Source organism: Rhizobium sp. PK7-22 (assembly GCF_056530405.1).
The window spans coordinates 3,016,046-3,040,850 of record NZ_CP096514.1; the positions used below are offsets into that span (position 1 = coordinate 3,016,046).

Below are 24,805 nucleotides of genomic sequence, written 5' to 3' on the forward strand. Positions count from 1 at the left end.
CATCCATGTTGCAGAAAGCCCGCCGGTTGGCGGGCTTTCCAATTTATGCGGACGAGCTTAGCGGCAGCTGGCGCAGAAGCGCTGGATGCGCTTGCAGGCCTCTTCCAGCTGCTCTTCCGAGGTCGCATAGGAGATGCGGAAATTCGGTCCAAGGCCGAAGGCCGAGCCGTGCACGACGGCAACGCCTTCCGCTTCGAGAAGCTCGGAGACGAAGTCCTCGTCCGTCTCGATCACCTTGCCCGAGGGCGCGGTCTTGCCGATCAGTCCGGCGCAGGACGGATAGACGTAGAAGGCGCCTTCCGGCTTGGGGCAGGAAATGCCTGTTGCCTGGTTCAGCATCGACACGACGAGATCGCGACGGCCCTCGAAGATCGCCTTGTTCTTTGCCACGAAGTCCTGCGGGCCGTTCAAGGCTTCGACAGCCGCCCACTGGGCGATCGAGCAGGCGCCCGACGTCTGCTGTCCCTGGATCATGTCCATCGCCTTGATCAGCGACAGCGGACCGGCTGCATAGCCGATGCGCCAGCCGGTCATGGCGTAAGCCTTGGAGACGCCGTTCATCGTCAGCGTGCGATCGTAGAGCTTCGGCTCGACTTCCACCGGGGTCGCGAACTTGAAGTCGCCGAAGGTCAGGTGCTCGTACATGTCGTCGGTCAGGATCCAGACATGCTCGTGCTTCAGCAGCACATCCGTCAGCGCCTTGAGCTCGTCGTGGCTGTAGGCCGCACCCGACGGGTTGGACGGCGAGTTGAAAAGGAACCACTTCGTCTTGGGCGTGATCGCAGCCTCGAGATCGGCGGGTGTCAGCTTGAAGTTGTTCTCCTGCGTGGTCGCCACGAAAACCGGCGTGCCGCCGCAAAGCGCCACCATCTCGGGATAAGAAACCCAGTAGGGTGCAGGAATGACTACTTCATCCCCTGCATTCATTGTCGCCATGAAGGCGTTGAAAAGAATCTGCTTTCCGCCGGTGCCGACGATCGTCTGCTCCGGCTTATAGTCGAGACCGTTCTCGCGCTTGAACTTTTCGGAAATGGCCTTGCGCAGCTCGGGAATGCCGGAAACCGGCGTGTACTTTGTCTCGCCGCGATTGATTGCGTCGATCGCGGCCTGCTTCACGTTGTCCGGCGTGTCGAAATCCGGCTCGCCGGCGCCCAGGCCGATCACGTCGCGCCCCTGCGCTTTGAGTTCGCGCGCCTTCTGGGATACGGCAATGGTGGCGGAAGGCTTTACGCGGGAAAGTGCGTCGGCGAGAAAGGCCATGATCTTGGTCCTGAAAAGGTCTGTTGAACAAGGCGGAACCGCGCGCCGATATCCGCCGACAGGTTGTATGTCGAATGTGACACGGGGTTTCAAGCCGAAAGCGCAGACGATCGCGCTCGGGCGGGTTTTCGCGATACAACTGCGCCACGGTCCTCGACAAACAACGGCGTTCGTCGCCGCTGCCTCAAATCTGCCCTTCTTGCAATGCCTCCTATTGACCGTGGCTGACCAAGCTGGAGACGGATGATGTTCATCGACGACCAGAAGAAGACAAATCGGCTGGGGCTGATCAGGTCTCCCTTTCCGCTCGCTTTTCTGGCGCTGATCGGCTGCGCCGTGATGCTGCTGGTCCTGATCGGACGGCCATCGGCCCCTACGATCGCCGCCTCGCCCTTCCCCTCCGCCACCGTTCTGCACGCCGCCACCCTGTTTTCAGACCAGAGGCTGATGTTCTTCCTGCTCCTCGGGGGCTTCGTGCTCATGGCCGGTGGCTGTTTCGTGCTGTCGCGGCGCAGTTTTCGCGATACCCTGAAAGCGGAAATCAAGCGCACGAAGTAGCGTCGTTATCGGCGGACTGTGCACGCCCCTGCCGGTGTCGGACGACGCTGATATTTGCTGCCGCTCCCTTGAGGCCTGCCAAGGCCGTCTCCGCACATCAGGCCCGGCCCATGACCCGTCTCCAGGCAAACCTCGTCCTTCTGTTGGCTGCCGCGATCTGGGGCGGCGGTTTCGTCGCGCAATCCACGGCCATGGGAAAGATCGGTCCCTTCTGGTTCGTCGGGCTGCGCTTTGCGATCGCGGCGATCGCTGTCCTGCCATTCGCCGTGATGGAGACGCGCAAATCGGCGAGCCCGGTCACCAGCGGGGAATGGTTGTCGTTCGCAGCCGTCGGGATGGCACTTTTCGGCGGGGCCATCACCCAGCAGTTCGGGCTGTTGACGACGACGGTCACCAACTCGAGCTTCCTGACCGGGCTCTACGTCGTCTTCGTGCCGGTGATCTCGGTCATTGCGCTCCGCCGCTACCCGCACTGGATCATATGGCCGGGAGCCGGCATGTCGCTCATCGGCATCTTCCTGCTGAGCGGTGGCCGGCTCGGCAACCTGACGCAGGGTGATCTCCTCAGCATTGTCTGTGCCTTCTTCTGGGGCATTCAGATCATCCTGGCGGGCCTCTTCGTGACGACGACGGGGCGACCGCTGGCGCTCTCGCTGACCCAGTTTGCGGTCTGCTCCCTTTGCTGCCTTGTCATAGCTCCCTTCGTGGAGCCCATCAGCATCGAAGCGATCCGGTCGGCCGGGCGCGAGATCCTCTATGTCGGCTTGATCTCCTCCGGCCTCGCCTTCGTGCTGCAGGTCATCGGCCAGCGCTACACGACCGCACCGCAGGCGGCCATCTTCCTGTCCAGCGAGGCCCTCTTCGGCGGATTGCTCGGCGCTTTGCTGCTCGGCGAATTGCTGCCACCTGCAGGCTATCTCGGATGTGCCATCATCTTTTCGGCCATGATCATGGTGGAGATCGTTCCGGAACTGAGCCGGCGAAAGGCTTCTCTCCCGAAGACTTGAACAGCAGGCGAAGGAAGTGGCTCAAGGAGCAAGCCAGGGGCGACTGACTAGTCTAGACTTATCGATTACTTCGTGGCGCAAAGGAATGCAGGCTCATTCTGACCAAATACCCCCACCAATGCAGCTTCGTTTTGTTTGCGATCAAGACGTGGTGAGTCGCGCAAGCCAAGCGCAAAACTTTTTCTTGCCAAACTCCTGCAAACACAGCAATCTGTCGGCGTTCGGGCAATTTACGAGCATGGGAAGACCTATAATGATGCGCTCCGAAGGCGTGAAAACTTCGGGCGGTGTTTGCGAGGGGCGGACTTCGTTCTTCCTGAGCAAGATGCCGCGGTAACGACAGGGACCCTTTCTTAAAGCTGCCTGCCACCCGCCCCTTGGGCGTTATTCTGATGCTGTCCGACGCTGAACACGGACGGAGAGAAAAGGACCTGCTGCATGGCCGAAACTGGCACTGTAAAATTCTTCAACACCGACAAGGGCTTCGGTTTCATCAAGCCAGACAATGGCGGCGCCGACATCTTTGTACACATCTCTGCCGTACAGGCTTCCGGCCTGGCGGGACTTTCGGAAAACCAGAAAGTAAGCTTCGACACGGAACCGGATCGTCGCGGCAAGGGGCCCAAGGCGGTCAACTTGCAGATCTCCGGCTAAGCCGGAAGGCTTTTATATTCGAGTTGAAGCCCGGCAGTCATGCCGGGTTTTTTTATGCGTTGTCGATGCCTTGCAGAAACGGGTTTGTTCGACGCTCCTCGCCGATCCGGCCGCCCGGCCCATGGCCGCAGAGGAAGCCGACCTCGTCGCCCAGCGGCAGCACCTTGTCGCGGATCGATCGCAGCAGCGTGGCGTGATCGCCGCCGGGCAGGTCGGTTCTCCCGATGGAGCCGTTGAACAGCACGTCGCCCAGGTGCGCAAAATTCTGCTGACGATTGAAAAATATCACATGGCCAGGCGCATGCCCCGGGCAGTGGAACACCTCGAACACATGCTCGTCAAAGGAAACCCGGTCACCGTCCTTCAGGTAGCGGTCCGGCACGACGTTTCGGACCGCCATGGCGACGCCGAACATCTGCGCCTGAGCTTCCAGCCCCTGCAGAAGCGGGAGGTCGTCCTGATGCGGACCAATGACGGGAATACCGAGTTCTTCCCTCAGCTCGTCTGCGCCGCCGGCATGATCGATATGACCATGCGTCAGCCAGATCTCCTTGATGGTGAGACCGTTCTGGGAGATTACCTCAAGGATCGCGGGCACATCGCCGCCGGGATCCACCACCACGCCGTTCTTCGTCTCCTCATCGAAAAGGAGAGTGCAGTTCTGCTGGAATGGGGTCACCGGAACGGTACCGGCCTGTAGTCTGCCCATGGTCAACTCCCAAGTTGTCGGGCGGACCTATAGCGGCATCATATCGCCGACACAAATCAGTTGAGCGCGGCGTAGCTCGCTTCCGCGGAAACCGGCGGCGCCATCGACACTGTCGTCAGCAGAAATGCGGCGACGACGACCTTGGCAGCAAGAACCGAGATGAACACCGGCCGCAGCGGGTGCACGGGCTGGCTGGCGTAAGAAAAGGCGGTGTCGGTGGAGGACGATATATCGGCCATGATTTTTTCCTGTCTGTTTGGCGTGGCAACGGCCTCGATCGGCATTTGGTTCCTCCTGGAAACATCAGGCTCCTTCCCTCTCCCGCGTCTGTGGCGAGAGCGCCACACTCGAGCGCCACCGCCGCCCCCTGAGGAACGAGAGTGCGTTCGGGACGTTGCCGCTGCAGTTCAACCTCAGGAGACGAAAATGAAACATTCCCTCAGAGCACTGCTGGCCGGCAGCGCCTTTGCGCTTCTTGCCCTCCCCGTTCAGGCTCAGATGAGCACAGTCACCGCCTCCGACATCACCGTCCGGTCCGGCCCGGGCGAAGAATACCCCGAGGTCGGCCTTGCCACGCGCGGCAGCGCCGCTGTGATGGACGGCTGCATGGCAGGCAGCAGTTGGTGCCGCATCGACGTCAACGGCATGCGCGGCTGGGTGTTTGCCGAATATCTGACGATCGAGCGCGATGGCGCTCCCGTGGTCGTCGAGGAATACCGCACGCAGTACGACGTGCCGGTGGTGACCTATGAGACGACGACAGCCGTTCCGGCAGCATCTCCCGCACCCGGCGACATGCTTCTCGGCCCGGTCGAGGACGTCGTCGTCGTCGAGCCGCCGGAAACCGTCAACACCTACATCCAACAGAACCGTTCCCAGGCCGTCTACGTCCAGAACGATGTGGTCGTCGGCGCCTCACTGCCGGCTGGCGTCGTCATCCAGGAAGTCCCGGATTACGACTACGATTACGTCGTCGTCAACGATACCACGGTCCTCGTCGATCCCCAGACCCGCCGTATCGTGCACATCTACGACTGAATGAAAGGGGGAGCCGCAACCGCGGCTCCGCCTTCCCTCCGAGATCCCTCCCGCTGACGATTGCGGTTGATTGTTGCTGCCGTTCGCGCTTTATCGGTGCACGACGGATCACAGCAGGAGCCTTCCGCAGGGGCTCAGGTGGAAAGGACAGGGTGTGTCGCGGGCACCGGCAGCAAGAGCAGTGAAGAAAAATCCGCCGGCCATGCCGGCAGTCGACGAGGCGCAGATCGATTTCGAAATGATCGAACTGCTGTTCTTCGCCTACCGCGACTTCGTGTCCGATCCCGATGCCATTCTTGCGACGATTGAAATGGGCCGGGCGCACCACCGCGTGGTCTATTTCGTCTCCCGCCACCCGGGCATGATGGTGACGGATCTGCTGGACATTCTGAAGATCACCAAACAAAGCCTCGCCCGCGTGCTCAAACAACTCATCGAAATAGGCTATATTCGCCAGATGGCCGGCGCCAAGGATCGGCGGCAGCGGCGTCTCTACCCGACCCTTGCCGGCCGCGAACTGGCCTTGGCCCTGTCTGAACCGCAGTCACGCCGCATCACCCGGGCGATGCAGGCGCTGCCTCCCGAGGGGCGCTCAGCCGTGGCGACATTTTTACGGGAGATGCGGGGGCGCGACCCCAATCTTCCTGTCCTTGAAAGCGAGTTGGAGTGATGACACCACTTCTGTCCGATGACGCCCCTCACCTCCTTGTCGTGGATGACGACACGCGCATCCGTGACCTCCTGAACCGCTACCTCACCGAACAGGGTTTCCGCATTACCGTTGCAGCCGACGCTGCCGACGCGCGCCGAAAGCTGGCGGGCGTTCAGTTCGACCTGATCATCCTCGACGTCATGATGCCCGGAGAATCCGGAATCTCCCTGACGCAAGCCCTGCAGCACGACAAGACCACGCCCGTCATCCTGTTGACGGCAAGAGCCGAGGCGGATTCGCGCATTGCAGGGTTGGAGGCCGGAGCGGACGATTACCTGTCGAAGCCCTTCGATCCACGCGAACTGGTGCTTCGGATCAACAACATCCTGAGGCGCAACGCCTCCCCCGATGCGCCGAAGATCGAACAGGTCATGTTCGGGCCCTATACATTCTCCATTCTGCGCAAGGAATTGCGCAGGGCGGCGGAGCCGATCCGGCTGACCGACCGCGAGCAGGAAATCATGCTGCTGTTTGCACTGAGGGCCGGCGATACCATACCGCGCCACGAACTGATCGGCAGTGATGCCGATGTCGGCGAGCGGACGATCGACGTCCAGATCAATCGTCTGAGACGCAAGATCGAAGACGACCCTGCAAACCCGATCTACCTGCAGACGGTGCGCGGCATCGGCTACCGGCTGAGCATCGATTGACGGCGGCAGGATGGCCAACAGGAGCGACAGGGCGATGGCACTGTTCGACAGCTTGAGACGCGATATCGGCAGGTTCCAGCTGCCTGGCCTGCGTGCCTCCCGGCGCCGGTTCAAGCGCCTGCTGCCGACGCGGCTCTACACCCGCTCCGTCCTGATCGTCATCATTCCGATGATCCTGCTGCAGACCGTTGTGGCTGCCGTCTTCATGGAGCGCCACTGGAGGTTGGTCACCGAGCGGCTCTCGGAAGGGGTCACACGCGACATCGCTGCCATCATCGAGATGATTGAGGCCTTTCCCAGCAATGACAACTACGCCACCGTCACGCGGATCGCTGACCAGCAGTTGGACCTGAGCATCATCATAGAACCGGGTGGTGAACTGCCGCCGCCGCGACGCAAGCCTTTCTTCTCCATCCTTGACGGGATCCTGTCCGACCAGATCAGCGACCGGATCCAGCGCCCCTTCTGGATCGACACGGTCGGCGATAGCCGGCTGGTGGAAATCCGGGTCAAGCTCGACAGCAACATCCTCCGCGTCTTTACCCGGCGCAATCAGACCTATGCATCCAATACCCATATCTTTCTGGTCTGGATGGCGGGGACGGCACTGGCATTGACGGCCATCTCGGTTCTGTTCCTGCGCGGCCAGATCCGCCCGATCCTGTTCCTGGCGCGTGCGGCCGAGGCCTTCGGCAAGGGACAAAGGATACCGGACTTCACGCCGCGCGGTGCCGACGAGATTCGCATGGCAGGATCGGCCTTCATTCTGATGCGCGAACGCATCGAGCGGCAGATCGAGCAGCGGACCGCGATGCTGTCCGGCGTCAGCCATGATCTGCGCACCATCCTGACGCGCTTCAAGCTTCAGCTGGCGCTGGCGGGCGACAAGCCGGAGCTACAGGGTATGAGCGACGACGTCGATGCCATGCAGAACATGCTGGAAGGATATCTCGCCTTCGCCAAGGGCGAATCTGAGGAGGACGTCGGCTCACTGCGACTGAGCGACCTCCTCGGAAAGGTCAAGGGAGATTTCGAGCTCAAAGGCAAGACGATGACCTACGAGATCGACGGCGAAGACACCATCGCCGTTCGTCCGAATGCGTTTTCGCGTCTCGTCGACAACCTGGCAGGCAACAGCGAACGCTATGCCGACCGCCTCCATGTGGAAGCCCGGCACACGGCTCGCTGGCTGACTCTCACCTTCGACGACAACGGACCGGGGATTCCGGCGGCTGCGAGAGAGGACGTCTTCAAGCCTTTCTTCCGGCTGGATGCAGCCCGCAACATCGACGAGTCCGGAACCGGCCTCGGCCTGTCGATCGTTCGGGATATCGCCCACGGCCATGGCGGCAACGTCACGCTCGGCGACAGTCCGCTGGGAGGCCTGCGGGCAACGGTTCGCGTGCCCGCCTGACACTACATCAGCTTGCGTCCGTTCGGCACCGGCCGCTCGACGGCCGCAAGCACGATCGCGCCGGTCTCGTCCTCGAAGCCCAGGGTCAGCACCTCGGAGCGGAACGGGCCAATCTGCCGAGGCGGAAAGTTCACGACGGCCAGAACCTGGCGTCCAACCAGTTCGTCCGGCTGATAATGGACGGTGATCTGCGCCGACGATTTCTTGACGCCGATCTCGGGCCCGAAATCGATCTTCAGTTTCCACGCCGGCTTGCGGGCCTCGGGAAACGGCAGAACCTCGATGATCGTACCGGTGCGGATGTCGACCTTCTCGAAGTCGTCATAGGTGATCTCGTCTGCCATCTTAAACCTCAGTTGCCGAGTTCTTCAGCCCGTCTGCGGGCCTCGGCAAGCGCCTTGTCGAACAAGGGCTGCATGCCGTCTTCGGCCATCAGCACGGAGAGTGCAGCAGCGGTCGTTCCGCCCGGCGACGTCACGTTCTGGCGAAGTCGGGACGCCGGCTCCGGTGAGCGGTGCAGGAGTTCGCCTGCACCGGAAACCGTTTCCCGTGCCAGCCGCATGGCGAGATCCGCCGGCAGGCCGAGCTTGCGGCCCGCCTCTGCCATGCATTCCACGAGATAAAAGACATAGGCCGGCCCACTGCCGGACACGGCAGTGACGGCATCGATGTCATGCTCTTCGCCCACCCATTCGACCGGCCCGCTTACCTTCAGGAGCGCATCGACCTGCGCCTTCTGCGCATTGGTGACCCGTGGATTGGCAAAGGCCCCGGTCACGCCACGGCTGATCATCGCCGGTGTGTTCGGCATGGCCCTAACCATGGCAGCTTCGCCGAGATGGTTTTCCAGGAAGCTCAGCGTCGTGCCGGCAGCAACCGAGACCACGACGGTTTCGTTGGATACGATCCGTTTCAGCGGCGGCAGCACCGTCGCCATCGCCTGGGGCTTCACCGCCAGAAAGATCACTTCGGCCAGCAGCCTTTCGGGTGGCGCCGTGAAATGTTTCGCCCCCCCCTCTTCGATCTGCTGCGCCATCACGTCCGACGGCGCGGGATCGAGAACCGTGATGCTGGCGCCGGGAATGCCGTTCCTCAGCCAGCCCGACAGCATGGCTCCCCCCATATTGCCAGCGCCGACGAGAACGATCGATCCGGAGCGCATCAGGCCTCGCCCACCGTTTCGAAGAGAACGGCATCCATGGCGCTCTTGGCATCGAGACCCGACCAGACGACGAACTGGAAGGCCTGGAAATAGGTCTCGCAGGCTTCCAGAGCGCTGGAGAGCAGCACCTCGACCTGCTGGTTGGTCGGTTCGGCACCGCCTGCCAGAAGCAGGGACTGACGGAAAATCACCACATCCTCCTGACGCCAGAGGTCGAAATGCCCCATCAGCACCTGACCGTTGACGTGCGACAGCAGCCGGATCACTTCGTTGACGCGGATATCAGGGATCTTGATGGAGAAGGCGCAGGCGAGATGCAGCGCCTCGAAATCCTCCATCCAGGAGAAGGAGACATGGTAGTCGGCCCAGCGACCTTCCACCGTCATGGCAATCTCATCCTCTCCGGATCGCTCGAACGTCCAGTCGTTCGACGCGGCGACGACCTCGATCATGTCGACGGGATTGGACTGTCGCTCGAAAGCAAAATCTATGAGACTCATGCAGCACCTTCTTGACCGGGGATAATGCGGCGTTCGTGAAAGTACGCGAGACGCAGAACGGACCACCGGAAACACCAATTCAGATGATCGTCCGACAGTGGCACCATAACGCCGCCACCCTGCCTCAAGCTTACCAGCCGTTTCGAATCATCATTTAAAATCAGTGTATAGTCGCGGAGTCCGGCTGCCAGCCCCCAGTCCTGCAATTAGCGGTGGAGAGATGTCAAAGCTCCTCCAACAGGAGATCAGCCGTGACTCTTAAGAGACTCTGCGGATTGTGTTTTTCGAGATGTCCACAGGCTGCAAAATTTAATCAATTGTTAGCCATGTCATGGCGCCTGAGGGGCAGGTCGGGGCGTCGACAACGCCAATGCGAACGGTGGCTTCGACGTCACCGTTCGTCACGTTCGAAAAATGGTGAGATTCAGCTCTGGGAGCCGAGCTTCGATTCAAGCGCCTCGATACGAGCCTTGAGGGCTTCGTTCTCGTCACGCGCCCGCGCCGCCATTTCGCGAACGGCTTCGAATTCCTCGCGCTTGACGATGTCCATGCTGTTCAGGAACCGCTCGGCTTGTGCCTGGAAGGCGGTTTCCGCCTCGCGGCGCAGGCCCTGAGCTGCACCCGCAGCATCCGTCATGAGCTTGGCGAAGTCGTCGAGGATACGGTTGGTGCCGCTGGACATGGTCTTCAACTCCATCGTTTCGGCCGAGGCCTGCAATCATCTCTGTGGATGAAGTAGGGTTTGGCAGGCCGCCTTGCAAGCACGATCGCCTGTCGGAAGAGATTCACCTTGACCACCGTATGGGCTGTCGTCATTTTCGCGCCCACTTATGCTCAAATGGATACTTCTGTTTTGACCGATAGCCTGAAGCTGTTTGCGCTCCTGCCGTTCCCGGAGATAGATCCGGTTGCCTTCTCACTTGGGCCGATTGCGGTGCATTGGTATGGGCTGGCCTATGTGCTCGGCATTCTGTGCGGCTGGTATTACGCGCGCCAGCTCGCGCGGCGCGATTACCTTTGGCCGCACGACCGCTCGCCGCTCACCGCAGCCCATCTCGATGACTTCATGGTCTGGGTGGCGGTCGGCATCGTCCTCGGCGGGCGGCTCGGCTACATCCTTTTCTATGACTTTGCAGCAATCGCGCAGAACCCGATCCGGGCGATCGAGATCTGGAATGGCGGCATGTCGTTTCATGGCGGCTTTGTCGGCGCGATCCTGGCAATCATCCTCTTTTCGCGCCGCAACGGCATTCCCGTTCTCAGCATGCTGGACACCATCGCGGCAGTTGTGCCCTTCGGCCTGTTGTTCGGCCGCATCGCCAACTTCGTCAACGGTGAACTGTGGGGCCGCCTGAGCGACGCTCCATGGGCCGTCGTCTTTCCGACCGGCGGACCCTTTGCTCGCCACCCGAGTCAGCTTTACGAGGCCGGCCTGGAAGGCCTGCTGTTGCTCGTGGTGCTGGCCGCGCTGGTCTTTTGGGCCAAGGCCCTGAAGCGGCCTGGCTTGATCGCCGGGGCCTTCGGCGTCGGATACGCTCTCTCCCGCATCTTCGTGGAGTTCTTCCGCGAGCCCGATGCCCAACTCGGCTATCTCGCCTTTGGCTGGCTGACCATGGGGATGCTGCTGTCGCTCCCGATGGTGGCCGTCGGGATCTGGCTGATGCTGCGCGCCCGCTCCAGTCCTTCGTCGTGATGGCGGGAAGGATGGTTCGCTCATGAGTTCCCCGCTGGCGCAGAAGATCAAGGCGCTGATCCGTGCGGCTGGCCCGATCAGCGTCACGGACTATTTCTCGATGTGCCTGGCCGATCCGCAGTACGGTTACTATCGCACTCGCGAACCCTTCGGCACGGCCGGTGATTTCATCACCGCGCCTGAGATCAGCCAGCTCTTCGGCGAGATGATCGGCATCTTCATGGTCCACGCCTGGCAGCGCCACGGCTCGCCCTCCGGGGTGCAACTGGTGGAGATCGGCCCGGGACGCGGCACGATGATGGCCGACATGCTGCGGGTCATCAGCAGGCTTTCGCCGCAGATGTTCGACGATATGAACGTCAGCCTGGTCGAGACCAGCGATCGCCTGAGGGGGATTCAGCGCGTGACGCTGGAGGCCTATTCGACAAAGGTGCAGTGGCACGACAGCTTTGAGAATGTGACGGACGGCTTCACCCTGATTGTGGCCAACGAACTTTTCGACGCCATTCCCATCCGCCAGTTCGTCAAGACGCCGACCGGATTCCGGGAGCGCATGGTCGGCCTGGATGCCGACGACGAGCTGACCTTCACCGTCGGCGTAGCGACGCTCGATCCGCAGGTCCTGCCCGTCGGATCTTCCCCGCCCGACGGCATGATCTTCGAATTCGCGCCGGCTCGCCAGGCGGTCATGCTCGCGCTGTGCGAGCGGCTTCGCCAGTCCGACGGCACCGCGCTCATCATCGACTACGGCCATATGGTCACCGGCTTCGGCGATACGCTGCAGGCGCTGCGGGCGCATGAATTCGATCCGCCACTGGCCCATCCCGGCGAAGCTGACCTCACCAGTCATGTTGATTTCGAAGACCTGGCAAGGGTTGCGGTCGGGTCCGGCATGCATCTCAACGGCGGGCTGCGACAGGGCGATTTCCTCTATGGCCTCGGCCTTGCCGAACGCGCAGCGGCACTCGCAAGAGGCAAGGAGCCTAGCGCCCAGAAGCTGGTCGCCGCCGCCGCAGACCGCCTCGCCGGAGATGGCGCCGGCAAGATGGGCGAGCTTTTCAAGGTCATGGCCGTTTCCTCCCCGGCGGTCGACCTGATGCCGTTCCGGCCGGTTGGATAAGCAGTCTCGCAGATTGACAGCCGACGCGCGGATGCGCCAACATCGGGAAACCGAAGCAGCACCGGAACCTGCGCCGCTGCCCTGCGCGCCCATCTCATCCTCCATAGAACAGCGAGACAGCCGCCCATGAAGGACCAATCCGTGCCCATGCCGATCGAAAGCCGGCTCCTGTCCGACCGCAGCAAGGGCCGCATCCGCCACGGCTTCTTCACCCGCCAGGGCGGTGTTTCCCGAGGAATCTATGAAGGCCTCAACGTCGGCGTCGGCTCCAGCGACGCGGTGGAGCACGTGATGGAAAACCGCACTCGCGTGGCCGGCTGGTTCACCCGCCCGCTTGAAAGTCTGGCGACGGTGCATCAGATCCACTCCCCGGATGTCATCGTCGTGGACGGCAGCTACGACGGCGAGCGCCCGAAGGCTGACGCGCTGGTGACGGCATCGCCGGGTGTGGTTCTGGGGGTTCTGGCGGCCGATTGCGGTCCGGTCCTGTTCTGCGACGGTACGAACGGCATCATCGGTGCGGCACACGCCGGATGGAAGGGAGCCTTGGGAGGGGTCTTGGAGAACACCATCGAAGCAATGGTCATGCTGGGCGCAGAGAGAAGCGCGATCTCCGCCTGCCTTGGGCCCTCCATAAGCCAAAGAAGCTATGAGGTGGGCCCCGAGTTCGTCGAGCGCTTTCTCAGCTTCGATTCCACCTATGCCGAATTCTTCTCGCCGTCGGAGAAGGATGGCCACGCCCATTTCGACCTCCCCGCTCTCACCGTCAGGCGGTTGACGAACGCCGGCATCGAGGCCGTCAGCCTCGATCTCGATACCTATTCCGATGAGGAGCGCTTCTTCTCCTATCGGCGCACGACACATCGTGGCGAACCCGACTACGGGCGTCAGATTTCTGCAATTGCAATCATGGAGGCTTGAGATGGCCCTTCACTTCGACCGAAGCGAATTTGACGAGAGGCTCGCCCGCCTCCTGGACAGGATGCGCGAGGAGAAGCTCGACGCCATGCTTCTGTTCGCCCAGGAGAGCATGTACTGGCTGACCGGCTACGATACCTTCGGCTATTGCTTCTTCCAGACGCTCATAGTCAAGCAAGACGGTACGATGACGCTGCTGACCCGCTCGGCCGACCTGCGACAGGCGCGCCAGACCTCGGTCATCGACAATGTCGTCGTCTGGGTCGACCGGGTGAACGCCGACCCGACGCTCGACCTGAAGAACCTGCTGGACGACATGGACCTGCTGGGGGCGCGCATCGGCGTCGAATACGACACGCATGGCATGACGGGCCGTGTGGCCCGGTTGCTCGACAACCAGCTGTCGTCCTTCGGCCAGATCCTGGACGCCTCCTATCTCGTCAGCGGGCTGCGGCTGACCAAGAGCCCGGCGGAGATCGTCCATGTGCGCCGCGCCGCGGAACTCGCCGACGACGCCCTCGACGCGGCCCTGCCGCTGATCAAGGCCGGCGGCAGCGAGGCCGATGTTCTGGCCGCCATGCAGGGCGCCGTCTTCAGCGGCGGCGGCGACTATCCCGCCAACGAGTTCATCATCGGCTCCGGCGCCGACGCCTTGCTGTGCCGCTACAAGGCAGGCCGCCGGACGCTTGAGGCAAGCGACCAGCTGACGCTCGAATGGGCCGGCGCCAGCGCCCACTACCACGCGGCGATGATGCGCACCGTCGTAGTCGGCGACCCTACACCGCGCCACCGGGAGCTCTACCGGGCCTGCGTCGAGACCATCACGGCGATCGAGTCGGTTCTGAAGCCGGGCCATACCTTCGGTGACGTCTTCGATACCCATGCCCGCATCCTCGACGAGCGCGGCCTGACCCGGCACCGGCTGAACGCCTGCGGCTATTCCCTCGGCGCCCGCTTCTCCCCCTCCTGGATGGAGCACCAGATGTTCCACGTCGGCAATCCGCAGCCGATCCTGCCAGACATGAGCCTCTTCGTGCACATGATCATCATGGACTCCGAGACGGGAACCGCCATGACGCTCGGCCACACCTACCTGACCACCGAGGACGCCCCACAGGCGCTGTCGCGGCACGGGCTCGACCTGATCGTACGCTGAGGCGGGCAAGAAGGCGCAATTGACACGGGGGAAAGCCGGCACATAAGGTCGCTGCGGCGGAGCAGATGACGGAGGCGGACATGAAGATAGCGGCAACGGCCCTGGCGGCTGTCGGCTTCTCCGTCCTGCTCTCGGCCTGCAGCACGAGCGACGCGCTGACCCCGCAGGTGGATGTCGGCGGCGGACTTCGCCCTTCGACGCCCGTCACCCAGGCGGAGGCGGATCAACTGGTGGGCAACACCGGACAGACCGCCTACGCAACAGATGCCAGCCCGGTCTATCGGACGGATCCGGTGCGTCCGCCCCAGAACACGCTGGAAGCGCAGGCGCAGGCCCTGCAGGCCGGCCAACAGTCACCGTCGGCCTCCGATCCGCAATCGTCGGAGCCTCTTGCTCCGTCACCGGCGGCTCCTTCCCTCACGGCCGCAGCTCCACCACCCTCCGCGCCGGCGACGGAAACGGCAGCACTGCCATCCGCGGCCAGTGGCACGATCCGCTTCCTGCCGATCATCGGGGCGCCGGTTCAGTCGGTCACGCCGCTGTCGCGCCAGCTCGGCGCTCAGGCCCGTGCCAGCGGTCTTGCCATTCGCGCGTCCGCCGACACCGGCACCGACCACATCCTGAAGGGGTACTTCTCCGCCTTCGAGGATGGGGAGGCCGTCACCGTCGTTTACGTCTGGGACATCCTCGACAACAGCGGGGCTCGCCTGCATCGCCTTCAGGGTCAGGAGAAGGTCCCCGCGGCCGGCAAGGAGACCTGGGCTGCCGTCCCACCATCGACCATGGAAACCATCGCTACCAAGACGATCAACGAGTATGTGGCATGGAAGCTCGCGCAGCGAGGTTGAGCTCGCCGGTCACCGATTGTTCATAAAAAACATAGCCGCACGGGAAACGCACTTGCATTCGCATTGAGCAACGGTAAAAGGCGCCCATCCAGCGTCACAACGGGCAGACCGCAATGAAGGTTTTCGCAGGCAACTCGAACCGGCAACTTGCTGATGCGATATGCTCCTATCTCAACGTTCCACTCGGGAAAGCCACGGTCAGACGTTTTGCGGACCAGGAAATCTTCGTAGAGATTCAGGAAAATGTCCGCGGCGAGGACGTCTTCGTGATCCAGTCGACATCCTTTCCTGCCAATGACCACCTGATGGAACTGCTGATCATGATCGATGCCTTCCGGCGGTCCTCCGCCAAGCGCATCACGGCGGTTCTTCCCTATTTCGGCTATGCCCGCCAGGACCGCAAGGCCGGACCGCGTACGCCCATTTCAGCCAAGCTGGTGGCCAATCTGATTACCGAAGCCGGCGCCGACCGCGTCCTGACGCTCGACCTTCATGCCGGCCAGATCCAGGGTTTCTTCGACATCCCGACCGACAATCTCTTCGCCGTACCGATCCTCGCCCGCGATGTGAAGGACTACTATGACGTCAACAACGTCATGGTCGTCTCGCCGGACGTCGGTGGTGTCGTGCGCGCCAGATCGCTCGCCAAGCGCATCAACTGTCCGCTGGCCATCGTCGACAAGCGCCGGGAACGCGCCGGTGAATCGGAGGTCATGAACGTCATCGGTGAAGTCGCCGGCCGCGATTGCCTGCTGGTCGACGACATCGTCGATTCCGGCGGCACGCTCTGCAACGCCGCGGAAGCGCTCCTGAACCAGGGCGCTACCAGCGTCACGGCCTACATCACCCATGGTGTTCTGTCCGGCGGCGCCGTTGCACGCATCACCTCGTCCAAACTTCGCGAACTGGTAATCACCGACACGATCCAGCCGACCACCGCGGTGCAGTCCGCCCAGAACATCCGTGTCGTCACCACCGCCAACCTGCTTGGCGAGGCGATCAACCGGACCGCTCTCGAAGAATCCGTTTCCAGCCTTTTCGACTGACCTTGCGACGGCAGTATACAAGCGTCACTTGTTAAGGGTGCCGCAATGAATTGCTGACAATGATTCCGCCACCAGTGTTTATGTGGGGGAAGTCACTGCCATGTTGCAGTCATCGAAGTCTGCCGTTGCCGGTAGATCGCTGTCTATCAAAGCGAAGTTTGCGAGTCTGGTCGTTGGGGCGACCTTCATATCCTGCCTGTCTGTGGGGCTGTTGAGCTACCAGATCGGCAAGGACGGATTGATCGACGCGAGCACATTGCGACTCGAGTCCGTTGCCGGAAACCAGTCCAAGGCATTGGCCGACTACCAGGAGCGCATCTCCCAGTCTCTGGATGATCTCGCCCAGAATACGGCGATCGGTCAGGCAGTAGAGACCATGACCAACATCATCCCGAGCGAAGGCGCGAGCGTCAAGGCGGAATACCAGAAGGCCGAAAAGACGCCGGAAGAACGCGCAAGCTTCGACGGCACCGGCCTGAAGCTTCTCTACGCCGTCCATCACAGCTCCATTCACGGCACCATCGCCAGCGCCTGGAAGAACACCCGGGTCAGCGACATCTACGTCACCGACATGAACGGCACGATTGTCTACTCGGTCACGAAGGGCAAGGAACTGCTGGAGAATGTATCCGCCGTCCCGGCGATCGGCGATCTCTTCTCCCGCATCCAGGCCGGCACGCCCGACGACGTGCAGACTTCATCCTTCTCGCCCTACGAGCTCGATGGCGGCCAGCCGTCCGCCCTGATCGGCAAGCAGCTCGCAGTTGCCTCCTGGGGCAAGATCGTCACGAAAGGCGCCGTCGTTTTCCGCATTTCGTCGAGTGAGCTGACGCGCGCGGTCACGCCCGACGAATTTGGCCAGTCCATCGACGAGGCCTTGCTTCTCGACAGTAAGGGCACCTATCGCAGTGGTTCCTTTGTCGGCGCCCAGTCGCATGCCATCCCGCCCGAACTGGCGCAGGCGGCAACGACCCAGTCCGCAGGCTCCGCCTTCGCGACGGTAGCCGATCATCCTCTCTTCTTCGCCTATCAGCCGGTCACGCTGTTTGGCGAAAAGCACCTGTTGGCGATGGGCCAGTCCGAGGAACAGGTTCTCGCTTCGGCGCGCAACCTCGCGCTCTGGGCCATCCTCGCGACGCTCGCCGTCCTCACCATCATGGGCATCGTCGGCACCTATATCGCCGCACGCCTGACGCGTCCGCTGACGGAACTCGCCGGACTGATGAACCGCCTCAACGACGGCGACAAGACGATCGTTGTCGACCACGTCAAGCGTGGCGACGAAGTCGGCGTCATGGCCCGCGCGCTGGAATCCTTTCGCCAGGGAGCGCTCGACAAGCAGCGCATGGAGGAAGAAGCGCACCGCAAGACGGAGGAGATCGACGAAGAGCGTCAGCAGCGCGAAGCCGAGAAGGCCGCCAGCGCCCGTGAGATCGATGATGCCGTATCCGCCCTGGCGACCGGCCTTGCCGCCCTGTCACGCGGCAAGCTCGACCAACGCATCGACCGCGCCTTCGCCGCATCGCTCGATCACCTGCGGCACGACTTCAACAACTCGGTGGCCGGCCTCGAAGCGACGATCGCCTCGATCGGCAACAGTGTCACCACCATCCGTGGCGGCTCTGGCGAGTTGAAGGCAGCCTCAGACGACCTGTCGCGCCGCACCGAGCGGCAGGCAGCGGCGCTCGAGGAAGCGGCCGCAGCGCTTGGCGAGATGACGGGTGCCGTCAATGGCGCCCTCACCCGCTGTGAAACAGCCGTCGATGTCGCCGCCGACACGCTGAAGGGGGCCCACACATCCACGGCTGTCGTCCAGAACGCCATCCAGGCGATGGAGAGGATCGAAAGCTCCTCCTCCAAGATCCGGCAGATCATCGACGTGATCGACCAGATCGCTTTCCAGACCAACCTGCTTGCTCTGAATGCCGGTGTGGAAGCTGCCCGCGCAGGCGAAGCCGGCAAGGGCTTCGCAGTGGTTGCCCAGGAAGTCCGCGAACTTGCCCAGAAATCGGCAACAGCGGCACGCGACATCGGACAGCTGATCACCGCCTCGGCGGCAGATGTTGAAAACGGCGTCGCGCTCGTCCTGAAGACCGGTGAAAGCCTGGAACACATCCAGGGCAACATCCAGTCGATCAACGAGCATATCGGCGCCATCGTCACCTCATCCCGCGAGCAGTCCGCCCGTCTCGGTGAGATCAACTCCGCCGTCAGCGGGCTCGATCAGGTCACGCAGCAGAACGCCGCCATGGTCGAGGAAACGTCTGCCTCGGCCCACTCCCTCGCCAACGAGGCCGAAGTGCTGAACGACCAGATCAGCCACTTCTCCGTAGGTGGCAGTTCCGCCGACATGGGCCGACGCGCCGCCTGAGGCAGCGGCGGTCACACTCTGATACGAAAAAGCGCCGGTCCATACTTGGGCCGGCGCTTTTCTTTTTTGCCTTGCATCTGCGTCAGCCGCGGCTAGTTGTGCGCATCCATCTTGGCCACCGACGGAGTCCCCATGGCAGCGCGCGACCGCTATTCGAGAAAGTTGGAATGTTCCCAGTGCGGTCATTCCGGATACGCCGAAGTTTCGGAAAGCGACGAGCGTCGTGGCGGCAGCAGGGACTTCCAGATCGACGAAATGCCCGTCGGTTTCTCCACCGAGTTCTCGTCCAAGGATCCGCGCAAGTACATGGTCCGTTGCCAGTGCGGCCACAAGTTCCGCTTTGAGCAGAAGACGGCCTATCCGCCCGGTGGGGAACCTCGCTAAAAGCGCGCAGACGGTTAGCTCTTGGCCACCCTCAGATCGTTCGGCCGGCCGACGGCGGCGGCTTCGGCATTGACGATGCCTTCTATGCCCTCGCGTGGCCCGGGCCTGCCGAAGAAGAAGCCCTGAACCTGCATGCAGCCTTGCTCCTTGAGAAACTTGATGTGTTCGTCCGTCTCCACGCCTTCGGCCACCACGGGAATGCCGAGGCTTGCCGCAAGGATCAGCGTGGAGCGCACGATGGCTGCAGACTGTGCGCTCGTCGCGACGCCGTCCACGAACTGCCGGTCTATCTTGATCTTGTCGAAGGGGAACGTCAGCAGCATCGACAGCGAGGAATAGCCTGTGCCGTAGTCGTCCATGGCGATCCTGACGCCCAGGCTCTTGAGATGGCGGATGGTCTGCAGGGCGCGCTGGTGGTCGGCAATGATGCCGGTCTCCGTGATCTCCAGCTCGAGCCGCGCCGGATCCAGGCCCGTCTCGTGCAGTATGTTCTGCACCAACGTGGGGAAGTTACGGTCGCCCAACTGCTGCGTCGCCACGTTGACGGCAATCGACAGCGGGTTCAGCCAGCCCGCAGCCTCACTGCAGGCTTCACGGAGCACCCACTCTCCAAGCTCGATGATGAAGCCGCTGCTCTCGGCGATCGGGATGAAATCCATGGGCGACACCAGGCCACGCACCGGGTGGTTCCAGCGCAGCAGCGCTTCGAAGCCGACGACCTCCTCCGTGAAGGTATCGTTCTGGCGCTGGTAGAACAGCTGGAATTGCCCCGCCCGCAACCCGGCCCGCATGTCCATGGCAAGAACATTCCGCTCTCGCGCCGCCAGGTCCATCGACGCGTCATAGAAGCACACGGTATTGGAGCCGCTGCTCTTGGCGCGATACATGGCGACGTCGGCCTGAGCCAGCAGATCGTCCAACTGGGTGTCGTCGTCCAGCACGGCGATACCGACGCTGGTGCCGACGCTCAGCGAGTTGCCCCGCCACTCGACCGGCCGGCAGATCTCGTTGATGATCCGCTGGGCATAACGCGAAGCGTCGGCTCTGACATAATAGCGGCGGGTCAGCGCGATGAACTCGTCACCTCCGACACGGGCGATGAACTCGTCATCGCCAACCATTCTGGCCAGCCGCTCCCCCAGTTCGCACAACACGGCATCACCCGCTGCGTGTCCGTGCACGTCGTTGACTTCCTTGAAGCGGTCCAGATCGAAGGACAACACGGCGATGCGAGCATTGCTGTCGGCGGCCCGTGAAGCGACCAGCCCCAGTTCTTCCGTAAACGAGGTTCTATTGGGCAAACCGGTTAGGGGGTCGTGAAGCGAAAGGTGCCGGTATCGCTCAACGGCGTCCTGCATGGTGGTGGTGTCGATCAGATAGGTCGCGGCCGCGACTGCCAGGAGAACGAGCATGACACCCAGCACTCCCAGCCCCAGGACGTCTGGAGGAAGAATGGCTTCGGGCATGGTGAGGCCGCTGTCCAGGACGATCTCGATGGCCGCCATTCCGAGAAAATGGGTGGACGCGATGGCAAGGACCAGCGCAGCGGTGGCACCATAGTGGCAGAAAGGCCCAATCGGTCGTCCGACACGATTGGTGGCGAGGCCACCAAACAACGCACCGGCAACCAGCGACGCAGTCACATAGCGCCAGTCCCAGATAATGATGCCCTGAACCTCATACGCCGCCATGCCGAGATAATGCATCGCCACGATCCCGAGTCCAAGGATGACGCCGCCTGCCTCCAGCAGCAGCGATCGGCCTCCATAGGCTGACACGCCAAGCCCGGCGGTGGCCGCGGCAATGGCAACACCGAGTGACAGCAAGGTCAGGCCCGGCTCATAGCCGGCCATGCCACCGCTCGTGTAACCCAGCATCGCCAGGAAATGCGTGCCCCAGGTCGCCGTCCCGCCGATGAACCCGGCCATGAAGAGCCGCAGGCCTTTTTCCAAGCCTTGCGCTCGCCTCACGCGTGAAAACAGCCTGACGGTCAACATCGCACCCAGCGCGCATACGAGAATGGCAGCGGCGACGTAGCGCAGGTCGTGGTCGACAAGGATGCAGGAGAAGAGACGGCCCATGAAACAAGGATTCCAGGTGAGAGTATCCCAATCTTCTAACATTCCAAATATGTTGGAACGGTTGTCCAAGATGGTAAACGACTTCCACCCGGCCTGTTCTGGGCAAAGCTTGCCTTCGGGGCGCTGTTGTAATATAGGCCGCCAGTCCGCGTAGACACCCTTGGAGGCAACGCGGATGGAGCGCATCGCGAGGTGTCCTCCGGTCTCCCGACTCACGAGCTGCGTCGGAAGGCTCTCCAATAACCTCGAAAGGATTAGCCATGAGCCAGACATCTTATGAGCTCAAGGCCGAGGCGCGCGAACGGGTTGGTAAGGGGTCCGCCCGTGAACTTCGCCGCAACGGTTTGATTCCTGCTGTCATCTACGGAGACAGGCAGGCCCCCATCGCGATCTCACTCTCGACCAACGAAGTGACGAAGCGCATCCACGCTGGCGGTTTCATGACCACCATCGGGACCATTGACGTCGATGGCCAGAAGATCCAGGTCCTGCCGAAGGACTACCAGCTGGATCCGGTCCGCGATTTCACCATGCACGTCGACTTCCTGCGCGTTTCCGCAGACACCGAAGTCACCGTGGACGTTCCGGTTCACTTCATCAATGAAGAGAAGTCCGGAGTGAAGATCGGCGGCGTGCTGAACATCGTTCGTCACACGGTCGAGTTCCAGTGCCCGGCCGACTCCATCCCGGAATTCATCACGGTGGATCTCACGGGCCACAAGATCGGCGACAGCATCCATATCTCGGAAGTGACGCTGCCGAAGGGCGTGAAGCCGGTCATCACTGACCGCGATTTCACCATTGCGACCATCGTTGCTCCGGCAGCCGGCGTTGACGAAGAGCAGGAAGAAGCATCAGAAGCACCCGCTTCCGAGTAAATCCTCCTGGTTCTGATGAAAAACCCGCCTGCGAGGCGGGTTTTTTGTTTGTACTTTCTTTTCCTTGTTTGGCGATCGATCTCTGGACAACACGGCCAGGCGTTGCCTTCTTCTGCCTGCTGCAAGATGTTGCACTTCATCGCTGGATTTCAGCAAAGCTTAAGCAATTACGGTTACATTCGTCCTTTGCGCAAACCTGCAGTCCAGCACGATACCGCAACGGCGCCGGTGGGAGGCGAATAACCGCGATGAACCATTCGGTCGAAAGCCGCTTCATCACGATAGTCTCGGCTGCGCTTCCTGGCGTGGTCGTTCCGCTCTTCACCCTGTTTCTGGCACTGTCCTCGCAGCAGGTGGCCAACGCACAGCGCGATCAGATTGAGCTCCTCCTGTCCACAAACGCCCGAGCTCTTGGAAAGCCCGTCTGGGAGATCGACGAAGAAACGATCCGGCAGACCGCGTTGACTATCCTCGCGGATCCGGCGGTCCATTCCGTGAGTGTGGACGACCGCCTCCGGAAGCTGAGGGTGTTCGAAAGCGATCTCAGGTCGCTCGATCCCGGCAATCTGGAGAAAATCTCACTTCCCATCAGCTACAAATCCACACAGGGCGAGCAGATCGTCGGCGACATCGCCGTCTTCGTCGAGGCACCGGGCTGGTTCGCGGCGCTGAACGAAACCGAGTTTGCCTTCATCTTCATCTTCGTGCTTGCTGTGCTGACCGTCTTCCTGGCGGCCCTGATCGGCAACCGCCTGATGGTGATCACGCCGCTGATGCGCCTTGCCGCAGCCATCGAGGCGACCCGCAAGCTGGGCGCCCGCCACCATGTGGACTGGCGCTCCAACGACGAAATCGGCCGCCTAGCCACCTCGTTCAACGAGATGCAGATCCAGCTGGAGCGCGACGAGAAGGAGCTCAAACGAGCGCACCAGCAGACGACCGAGATCTACAATCGCACGCCCGCCATGCTCTTCTCGCTGGACCAGGAGGACTTGATCGGTGCTGTCAGCGACTATTGGCTCCTGGCCACAGGGTACAGCCGTTCGGACGTGATCGGGCAGCCTTTCACCAGCCTCGTGGTACCGGCCGATCATGACATATTTGCCGGTCGCAAAACCAAGCTCCGCGACGACGGCCGTTCGGTTGAGGCGACTGTCCGCTTCGTCTGCTGCAACGGCAAGGTCATGGACGTGCTGATCATCGAGCGCGAGCTGGATGCGCGATACGGGACAACGGGGTCCTTGAACGTGATGACCGACATCACCGAGTTGAGGCAGTCGGAGCAGCGAAACCGCCAGCAGGCGATCACCGATCACCTCACCGGGCTCATCAACCGCCAGGGTTTCGAAGCCATCCTCGACCTCAAGATCAGTGAGGCCGACCGCAGCGATATCCGCCTCGCCTGCCTGTTTGTGGACCTCGACCGTTTCAAGTCCGTCAACGACAACTTCGGACATGCCGCAGGCGACGACCTTCTGCGCCAGTTCGTGGGACGCATCCAGCCACTCTTGCGGAGCGGCGACACCGCCTCGCGCCTCGGCGGCGATGAGTTCGCGTTCCTCCTGACCGAGGCCGAGGGTCAGGCCGGGGCTCACGAACTGTGCGACAAGATCGTCGAGCTGTTTGAGACGCCGTTCGTGGTTGCCGGCGCAACGGTTCGCCTCAGCGCCAGCGTCGGCGTCGCCTTCTATCCTGACCATGCCTCGGGCGCAGCCGACCTGCTGCACAAATCCGACCTTGCCATGTATGCCCGCAAGCGGGACGGCAAGAACGGCGCCCAGATCTTCGATCCAGCGATCCTCGAAGAGACACGGGAACGGGCGGAAATCGAAAAGGACATCCAGGACGGCATCGCCGGCAACTGGTTTGAGGCCTATTTCCAGCCGATCGTGAACCTCGAGGGTGGCGCCATCGTCGGTTTCGAGGCGCTGATGCGAATGCGCCACCCGACAAAAGGCATTCTCTCGCCTGCAGCAATCATCGAGGTTGCCGAAGAGGATGGCTCGGTCGGAACCATCGGCAATCTGATCCTGGAAAGCGCCGTGGCCAATCTTGCCCGCGTGCAGCAGGAGTTCGGCCTGGTGGACACCTATGTGGCCGTCAACTTCTCACCGTTGCAGTTCGAGTGCTCACTGCCGACGCGCCTTGCCGCCCTTCTGGGACAATACGGGCTCAGGCCGAACCGGCTCGTCATCGAGATCACCGAGGCGGTGCTGATGCACGACAACCCCGAAGTCCGCAACGTCCTGAACGAGATCCAGCAATTCGGATGCCGGATTGCGCTGGACGACTTCGGGACGGGCTATTCGTCGCTGAGCTACATGAGCCGGTTTCCGGTCGACATCGTCAAGATCGACCAGTCCTTCATACGTTCGATCGAGGAGGAGACCGACGTCGGCCGCAAGAACCGCATGCTGGTCGAAGGGATCAGCGCCATCTCCCACAAGATGAATTGCAAGGTGATCGCGGAGGGCGTGGAGACGCCAGAACAACAAGCCGTCCTGCGGAAGATGGGAGTGGACTTTGCGCAAGGCTATCTGTTCTCGCGCCCCCTTCCCGTCGATGCTCTCCATTCCATCTTGACGCGCCAACAGCAGAGATTGAACACCGCCGTCGTGGCTTGATCTGGCAAGCGCCATGCAT

The 24,805-nt window shown here is 62.0% G+C and carries 25 protein-coding genes; 17 read left to right on the top strand and 8 right to left on the bottom strand.

What is annotated here, in order from left to right; genetic code table 11:
- Positions 1–57: 57 nt before the first annotated feature.
- The gene (locus M1E10_RS19490; protein ID WP_499174444.1) at positions 58–1,260 is read right to left on the bottom strand and encodes a pyridoxal phosphate-dependent aminotransferase; all 1,203 of its coding nucleotides are present in this window, start codon (positions 1,258–1,260) and stop codon (positions 58–60) included.
- A gap of 246 nt (positions 1,261–1,506) precedes the next feature.
- Between M1E10_RS19490 and M1E10_RS19495 the strand changes: the two genes are divergently transcribed.
- From M1E10_RS19495 to M1E10_RS19505, 3 genes are all read left to right on the top strand, one after another.
- Positions 1,507–1,818, top strand: coding sequence for a hypothetical protein (locus M1E10_RS19495; protein WP_499174447.1), 312 nt, complete (start codon positions 1,507–1,509; stop codon positions 1,816–1,818).
- 110 nt (positions 1,819–1,928) lie between these two features.
- Positions 1,929–2,825: a DMT family transporter gene (locus tag M1E10_RS19500; protein WP_499174448.1), complete on the top strand. Its 897-nt coding sequence runs from the start codon at positions 1,929–1,931 to the stop codon at positions 2,823–2,825.
- Between the two features lie 438 nt (positions 2,826–3,263).
- The gene (locus M1E10_RS19505) at positions 3,264–3,479 is read left to right on the top strand and encodes a cold-shock protein (RefSeq protein WP_029618728.1); all 216 of its coding nucleotides are present in this window, start codon (positions 3,264–3,266) and stop codon (positions 3,477–3,479) included.
- 52 nt (positions 3,480–3,531) lie between these two features.
- Here the strand turns inward: M1E10_RS19505 and M1E10_RS19510 are convergent, their stop codons facing one another.
- A complete protein-coding gene (locus M1E10_RS19510; RefSeq protein ID WP_499174449.1) occupies positions 3,532–4,188 on the bottom strand; it encodes an MBL fold metallo-hydrolase in 657 nt (218 codons plus the stop codon).
- Positions 4,189–4,244: 56 nt separating this feature from the next.
- On the bottom strand, positions 4,245–4,472 hold the full coding sequence (locus tag M1E10_RS19515; protein WP_499174451.1) for a hypothetical protein: 228 nt from the start codon (positions 4,470–4,472) through the stop codon (positions 4,245–4,247).
- Between the two features lie 142 nt (positions 4,473–4,614).
- Between M1E10_RS19515 and M1E10_RS19520 the strand changes: the two genes are divergently transcribed.
- The 4 genes from M1E10_RS19520 (at position 4,615) to M1E10_RS19535 (ending at position 8,005) form a co-directional block, all read left to right on the top strand.
- On the top strand, positions 4,615–5,226 hold the full coding sequence (locus M1E10_RS19520) for a DUF1236 domain-containing protein (protein WP_499174453.1): 612 nt from the start codon (positions 4,615–4,617) through the stop codon (positions 5,224–5,226).
- Positions 5,227–5,428: 202 nt separating this feature from the next.
- Positions 5,429–5,896, top strand: coding sequence for a MarR family winged helix-turn-helix transcriptional regulator (locus tag M1E10_RS19525; RefSeq protein WP_499177234.1), 468 nt, complete (start codon positions 5,429–5,431; stop codon positions 5,894–5,896).
- Entirely contained in the window at positions 5,896–6,591 is a 696-nt protein-coding gene (locus M1E10_RS19530) for a response regulator transcription factor family protein (protein WP_499174454.1), read from the top strand. Before M1E10_RS19525 ends, M1E10_RS19530 begins: the two co-directional genes overlap by 1 nt.
- A 34-nt stretch (positions 6,592–6,625) precedes the next feature.
- Positions 6,626–8,005 carry a two-component system sensor histidine kinase family protein gene (locus tag M1E10_RS19535; RefSeq protein WP_499174456.1) on the top strand — a complete coding sequence of 460 codons (1,380 nt, stop codon included), beginning with the start codon at positions 6,626–6,628 and terminating at the stop codon, positions 8,003–8,005.
- A gap of 2 nt (positions 8,006–8,007) precedes the next feature.
- Here M1E10_RS19535 and M1E10_RS19540 read toward each other — a convergent pair whose 3' ends face one another.
- From M1E10_RS19540 to M1E10_RS19555, 4 genes are all read right to left on the bottom strand, one after another.
- The gene (locus M1E10_RS19540) at positions 8,008–8,349 is read right to left on the bottom strand and encodes a tRNA-binding protein (protein WP_499174458.1); all 342 of its coding nucleotides are present in this window, start codon (positions 8,347–8,349) and stop codon (positions 8,008–8,010) included.
- Positions 8,350–8,357: 8 nt separating this feature from the next.
- Complete coding sequence (gene proC, locus M1E10_RS19545) at positions 8,358–9,167, bottom strand: pyrroline-5-carboxylate reductase (RefSeq protein ID WP_499174459.1); 810 nt, start codon at positions 9,165–9,167, stop codon at positions 8,358–8,360.
- Positions 9,167–9,667 (bottom strand): type III secretion system chaperone family protein, encoded by a 501-nt coding sequence (locus M1E10_RS19550; protein WP_499174460.1) that lies wholly within the window; start codon positions 9,665–9,667, stop codon positions 9,167–9,169. The genes proC and M1E10_RS19550 overlap by 1 nt, the downstream gene beginning before the upstream one ends.
- Before the next feature lie 424 nt (positions 9,668–10,091).
- A complete protein-coding gene (locus tag M1E10_RS19555) occupies positions 10,092–10,349 on the bottom strand; it encodes an accessory factor UbiK family protein (protein ID WP_499174461.1) in 258 nt (85 codons plus the stop codon).
- Between the two features lie 171 nt (positions 10,350–10,520).
- On the opposite strand from M1E10_RS19555, the gene lgt reads away from it, so the two are divergent.
- From lgt to M1E10_RS19595, 8 genes are all read left to right on the top strand, one after another.
- Positions 10,521–11,360, top strand: coding sequence for a prolipoprotein diacylglyceryl transferase (gene lgt, locus M1E10_RS19560; protein ID WP_499174462.1), 840 nt, complete (start codon positions 10,521–10,523; stop codon positions 11,358–11,360).
- A gap of 22 nt (positions 11,361–11,382) precedes the next feature.
- Positions 11,383–12,480: a class I SAM-dependent methyltransferase gene (locus M1E10_RS19565; protein ID WP_499174463.1), complete on the top strand. Its 1,098-nt coding sequence runs from the start codon at positions 11,383–11,385 to the stop codon at positions 12,478–12,480.
- 147 nt (positions 12,481–12,627) lie between these two features.
- Positions 12,628–13,401 carry a peptidoglycan editing factor PgeF gene (pgeF, locus tag M1E10_RS19570; protein ID WP_499177235.1) on the top strand — a complete coding sequence of 258 codons (774 nt, stop codon included), beginning with the start codon at positions 12,628–12,630 and terminating at the stop codon, positions 13,399–13,401.
- 1 nt (position 13,402) lies between these two features.
- Complete coding sequence (locus tag M1E10_RS19575; RefSeq protein WP_499174464.1) at positions 13,403–14,554, top strand: M24 family metallopeptidase; 1,152 nt, start codon at positions 13,403–13,405, stop codon at positions 14,552–14,554.
- 80 nt (positions 14,555–14,634) lie between these two features.
- Positions 14,635–15,402, top strand: a complete 768-nt coding sequence (locus M1E10_RS19580) for a hypothetical protein (RefSeq protein WP_499174465.1) — start codon at positions 14,635–14,637, stop codon at positions 15,400–15,402.
- Positions 15,403–15,515: 113 nt separating this feature from the next.
- Positions 15,516–16,448: a ribose-phosphate pyrophosphokinase gene (locus M1E10_RS19585; RefSeq protein ID WP_499174466.1), complete on the top strand. Its 933-nt coding sequence runs from the start codon at positions 15,516–15,518 to the stop codon at positions 16,446–16,448.
- A gap of 202 nt (positions 16,449–16,650) precedes the next feature.
- Positions 16,651–18,819, top strand: coding sequence for a methyl-accepting chemotaxis protein (locus M1E10_RS19590; protein ID WP_499177236.1), 2,169 nt, complete (start codon positions 16,651–16,653; stop codon positions 18,817–18,819).
- Between the two features lie 132 nt (positions 18,820–18,951).
- The gene (locus M1E10_RS19595; protein WP_499174467.1) at positions 18,952–19,203 is read left to right on the top strand and encodes a hypothetical protein; all 252 of its coding nucleotides are present in this window, start codon (positions 18,952–18,954) and stop codon (positions 19,201–19,203) included.
- A gap of 14 nt (positions 19,204–19,217) precedes the next feature.
- Here the strand turns inward: M1E10_RS19595 and M1E10_RS19600 are convergent, their stop codons facing one another.
- Positions 19,218–21,284 (bottom strand): putative bifunctional diguanylate cyclase/phosphodiesterase, encoded by a 2,067-nt coding sequence (locus tag M1E10_RS19600; protein WP_499174468.1) that lies wholly within the window; start codon positions 21,282–21,284, stop codon positions 19,218–19,220.
- A gap of 260 nt (positions 21,285–21,544) precedes the next feature.
- Here M1E10_RS19600 and M1E10_RS19605 point away from each other — a divergent pair, with 260 nt between their 5' ends.
- On the top strand, positions 21,545–22,162 hold the full coding sequence (locus M1E10_RS19605) for a 50S ribosomal protein L25/general stress protein Ctc (RefSeq protein ID WP_499174469.1): 618 nt from the start codon (positions 21,545–21,547) through the stop codon (positions 22,160–22,162).
- Between the two features lie 248 nt (positions 22,163–22,410).
- Positions 22,411–24,786: a putative bifunctional diguanylate cyclase/phosphodiesterase gene (locus tag M1E10_RS19610; RefSeq protein ID WP_499174470.1), complete on the top strand. Its 2,376-nt coding sequence runs from the start codon at positions 22,411–22,413 to the stop codon at positions 24,784–24,786.
- Positions 24,787–24,805: the final 19 nt, after the last annotated feature.

What these genes read in the sequence shown, in the direction of transcription:
- M1E10_RS19550 (WP_499174460.1), bottom strand. Translation starts at nt 9,667, where the DNA reads ATGAGTCTCATAGATTTTGCTTTCGAGCGACAGTCCAATCCCGTCGAC.
- M1E10_RS19490 (WP_499174444.1), bottom strand. Translation starts at nt 1,260, where the DNA reads ATGGCCTTTCTCGCCGACGCACTTTCCCGCGTAAAGCCTTCCGCCACC.
- M1E10_RS19495 (WP_499174447.1), top strand. Translation starts at nt 1,507, where the DNA reads ATGTTCATCGACGACCAGAAGAAGACAAATCGGCTGGGGCTGATCAGG.
- M1E10_RS19510 (WP_499174449.1), bottom strand. Translation starts at nt 4,188, where the DNA reads ATGGGCAGACTACAGGCCGGTACCGTTCCGGTGACCCCATTCCAGCAG.
- M1E10_RS19520 (WP_499174453.1), top strand. Translation starts at nt 4,615, where the DNA reads ATGAAACATTCCCTCAGAGCACTGCTGGCCGGCAGCGCCTTTGCGCTT.
- M1E10_RS19565 (WP_499174463.1), top strand. Translation starts at nt 11,383, where the DNA reads ATGAGTTCCCCGCTGGCGCAGAAGATCAAGGCGCTGATCCGTGCGGCT.
- M1E10_RS19535 (WP_499174456.1), top strand. Translation starts at nt 6,626, where the DNA reads ATGGCACTGTTCGACAGCTTGAGACGCGATATCGGCAGGTTCCAGCTG.
- M1E10_RS19505 (WP_029618728.1), top strand. Translation starts at nt 3,264, where the DNA reads ATGGCCGAAACTGGCACTGTAAAATTCTTCAACACCGACAAGGGCTTC.
- proC (WP_499174459.1), bottom strand. Translation starts at nt 9,167, where the DNA reads ATGCGCTCCGGATCGATCGTTCTCGTCGGCGCTGGCAATATGGGGGGA.
- M1E10_RS19555 (WP_499174461.1), bottom strand. Translation starts at nt 10,349, where the DNA reads ATGTCCAGCGGCACCAACCGTATCCTCGACGACTTCGCCAAGCTCATG.
- M1E10_RS19580 (WP_499174465.1), top strand. Translation starts at nt 14,635, where the DNA reads ATGAAGATAGCGGCAACGGCCCTGGCGGCTGTCGGCTTCTCCGTCCTG.
- pgeF (WP_499177235.1), top strand. Translation starts at nt 12,628, where the DNA reads ATGCCGATCGAAAGCCGGCTCCTGTCCGACCGCAGCAAGGGCCGCATC.
- M1E10_RS19605 (WP_499174469.1), top strand. Translation starts at nt 21,545, where the DNA reads ATGAGCCAGACATCTTATGAGCTCAAGGCCGAGGCGCGCGAACGGGTT.
- M1E10_RS19540 (WP_499174458.1), bottom strand. Translation starts at nt 8,349, where the DNA reads ATGGCAGACGAGATCACCTATGACGACTTCGAGAAGGTCGACATCCGC.
- M1E10_RS19530 (WP_499174454.1), top strand. Translation starts at nt 5,896, where the DNA reads ATGACACCACTTCTGTCCGATGACGCCCCTCACCTCCTTGTCGTGGAT.
- M1E10_RS19610 (WP_499174470.1), top strand. Translation starts at nt 22,411, where the DNA reads ATGAACCATTCGGTCGAAAGCCGCTTCATCACGATAGTCTCGGCTGCG.
- M1E10_RS19525 (WP_499177234.1), top strand. Translation starts at nt 5,429, where the DNA reads ATGCCGGCAGTCGACGAGGCGCAGATCGATTTCGAAATGATCGAACTG.
- M1E10_RS19600 (WP_499174468.1), bottom strand. Translation starts at nt 21,284, where the DNA reads ATGGGCCGTCTCTTCTCCTGCATCCTTGTCGACCACGACCTGCGCTAC.
- M1E10_RS19500 (WP_499174448.1), top strand. Translation starts at nt 1,929, where the DNA reads ATGACCCGTCTCCAGGCAAACCTCGTCCTTCTGTTGGCTGCCGCGATC.
- M1E10_RS19595 (WP_499174467.1), top strand. Translation starts at nt 18,952, where the DNA reads ATGGCAGCGCGCGACCGCTATTCGAGAAAGTTGGAATGTTCCCAGTGC.
- M1E10_RS19575 (WP_499174464.1), top strand. Translation starts at nt 13,403, where the DNA reads ATGGCCCTTCACTTCGACCGAAGCGAATTTGACGAGAGGCTCGCCCGC.
- M1E10_RS19515 (WP_499174451.1), bottom strand. Translation starts at nt 4,472, where the DNA reads ATGCCGATCGAGGCCGTTGCCACGCCAAACAGACAGGAAAAAATCATG.
- M1E10_RS19585 (WP_499174466.1), top strand. Translation starts at nt 15,516, where the DNA reads ATGAAGGTTTTCGCAGGCAACTCGAACCGGCAACTTGCTGATGCGATA.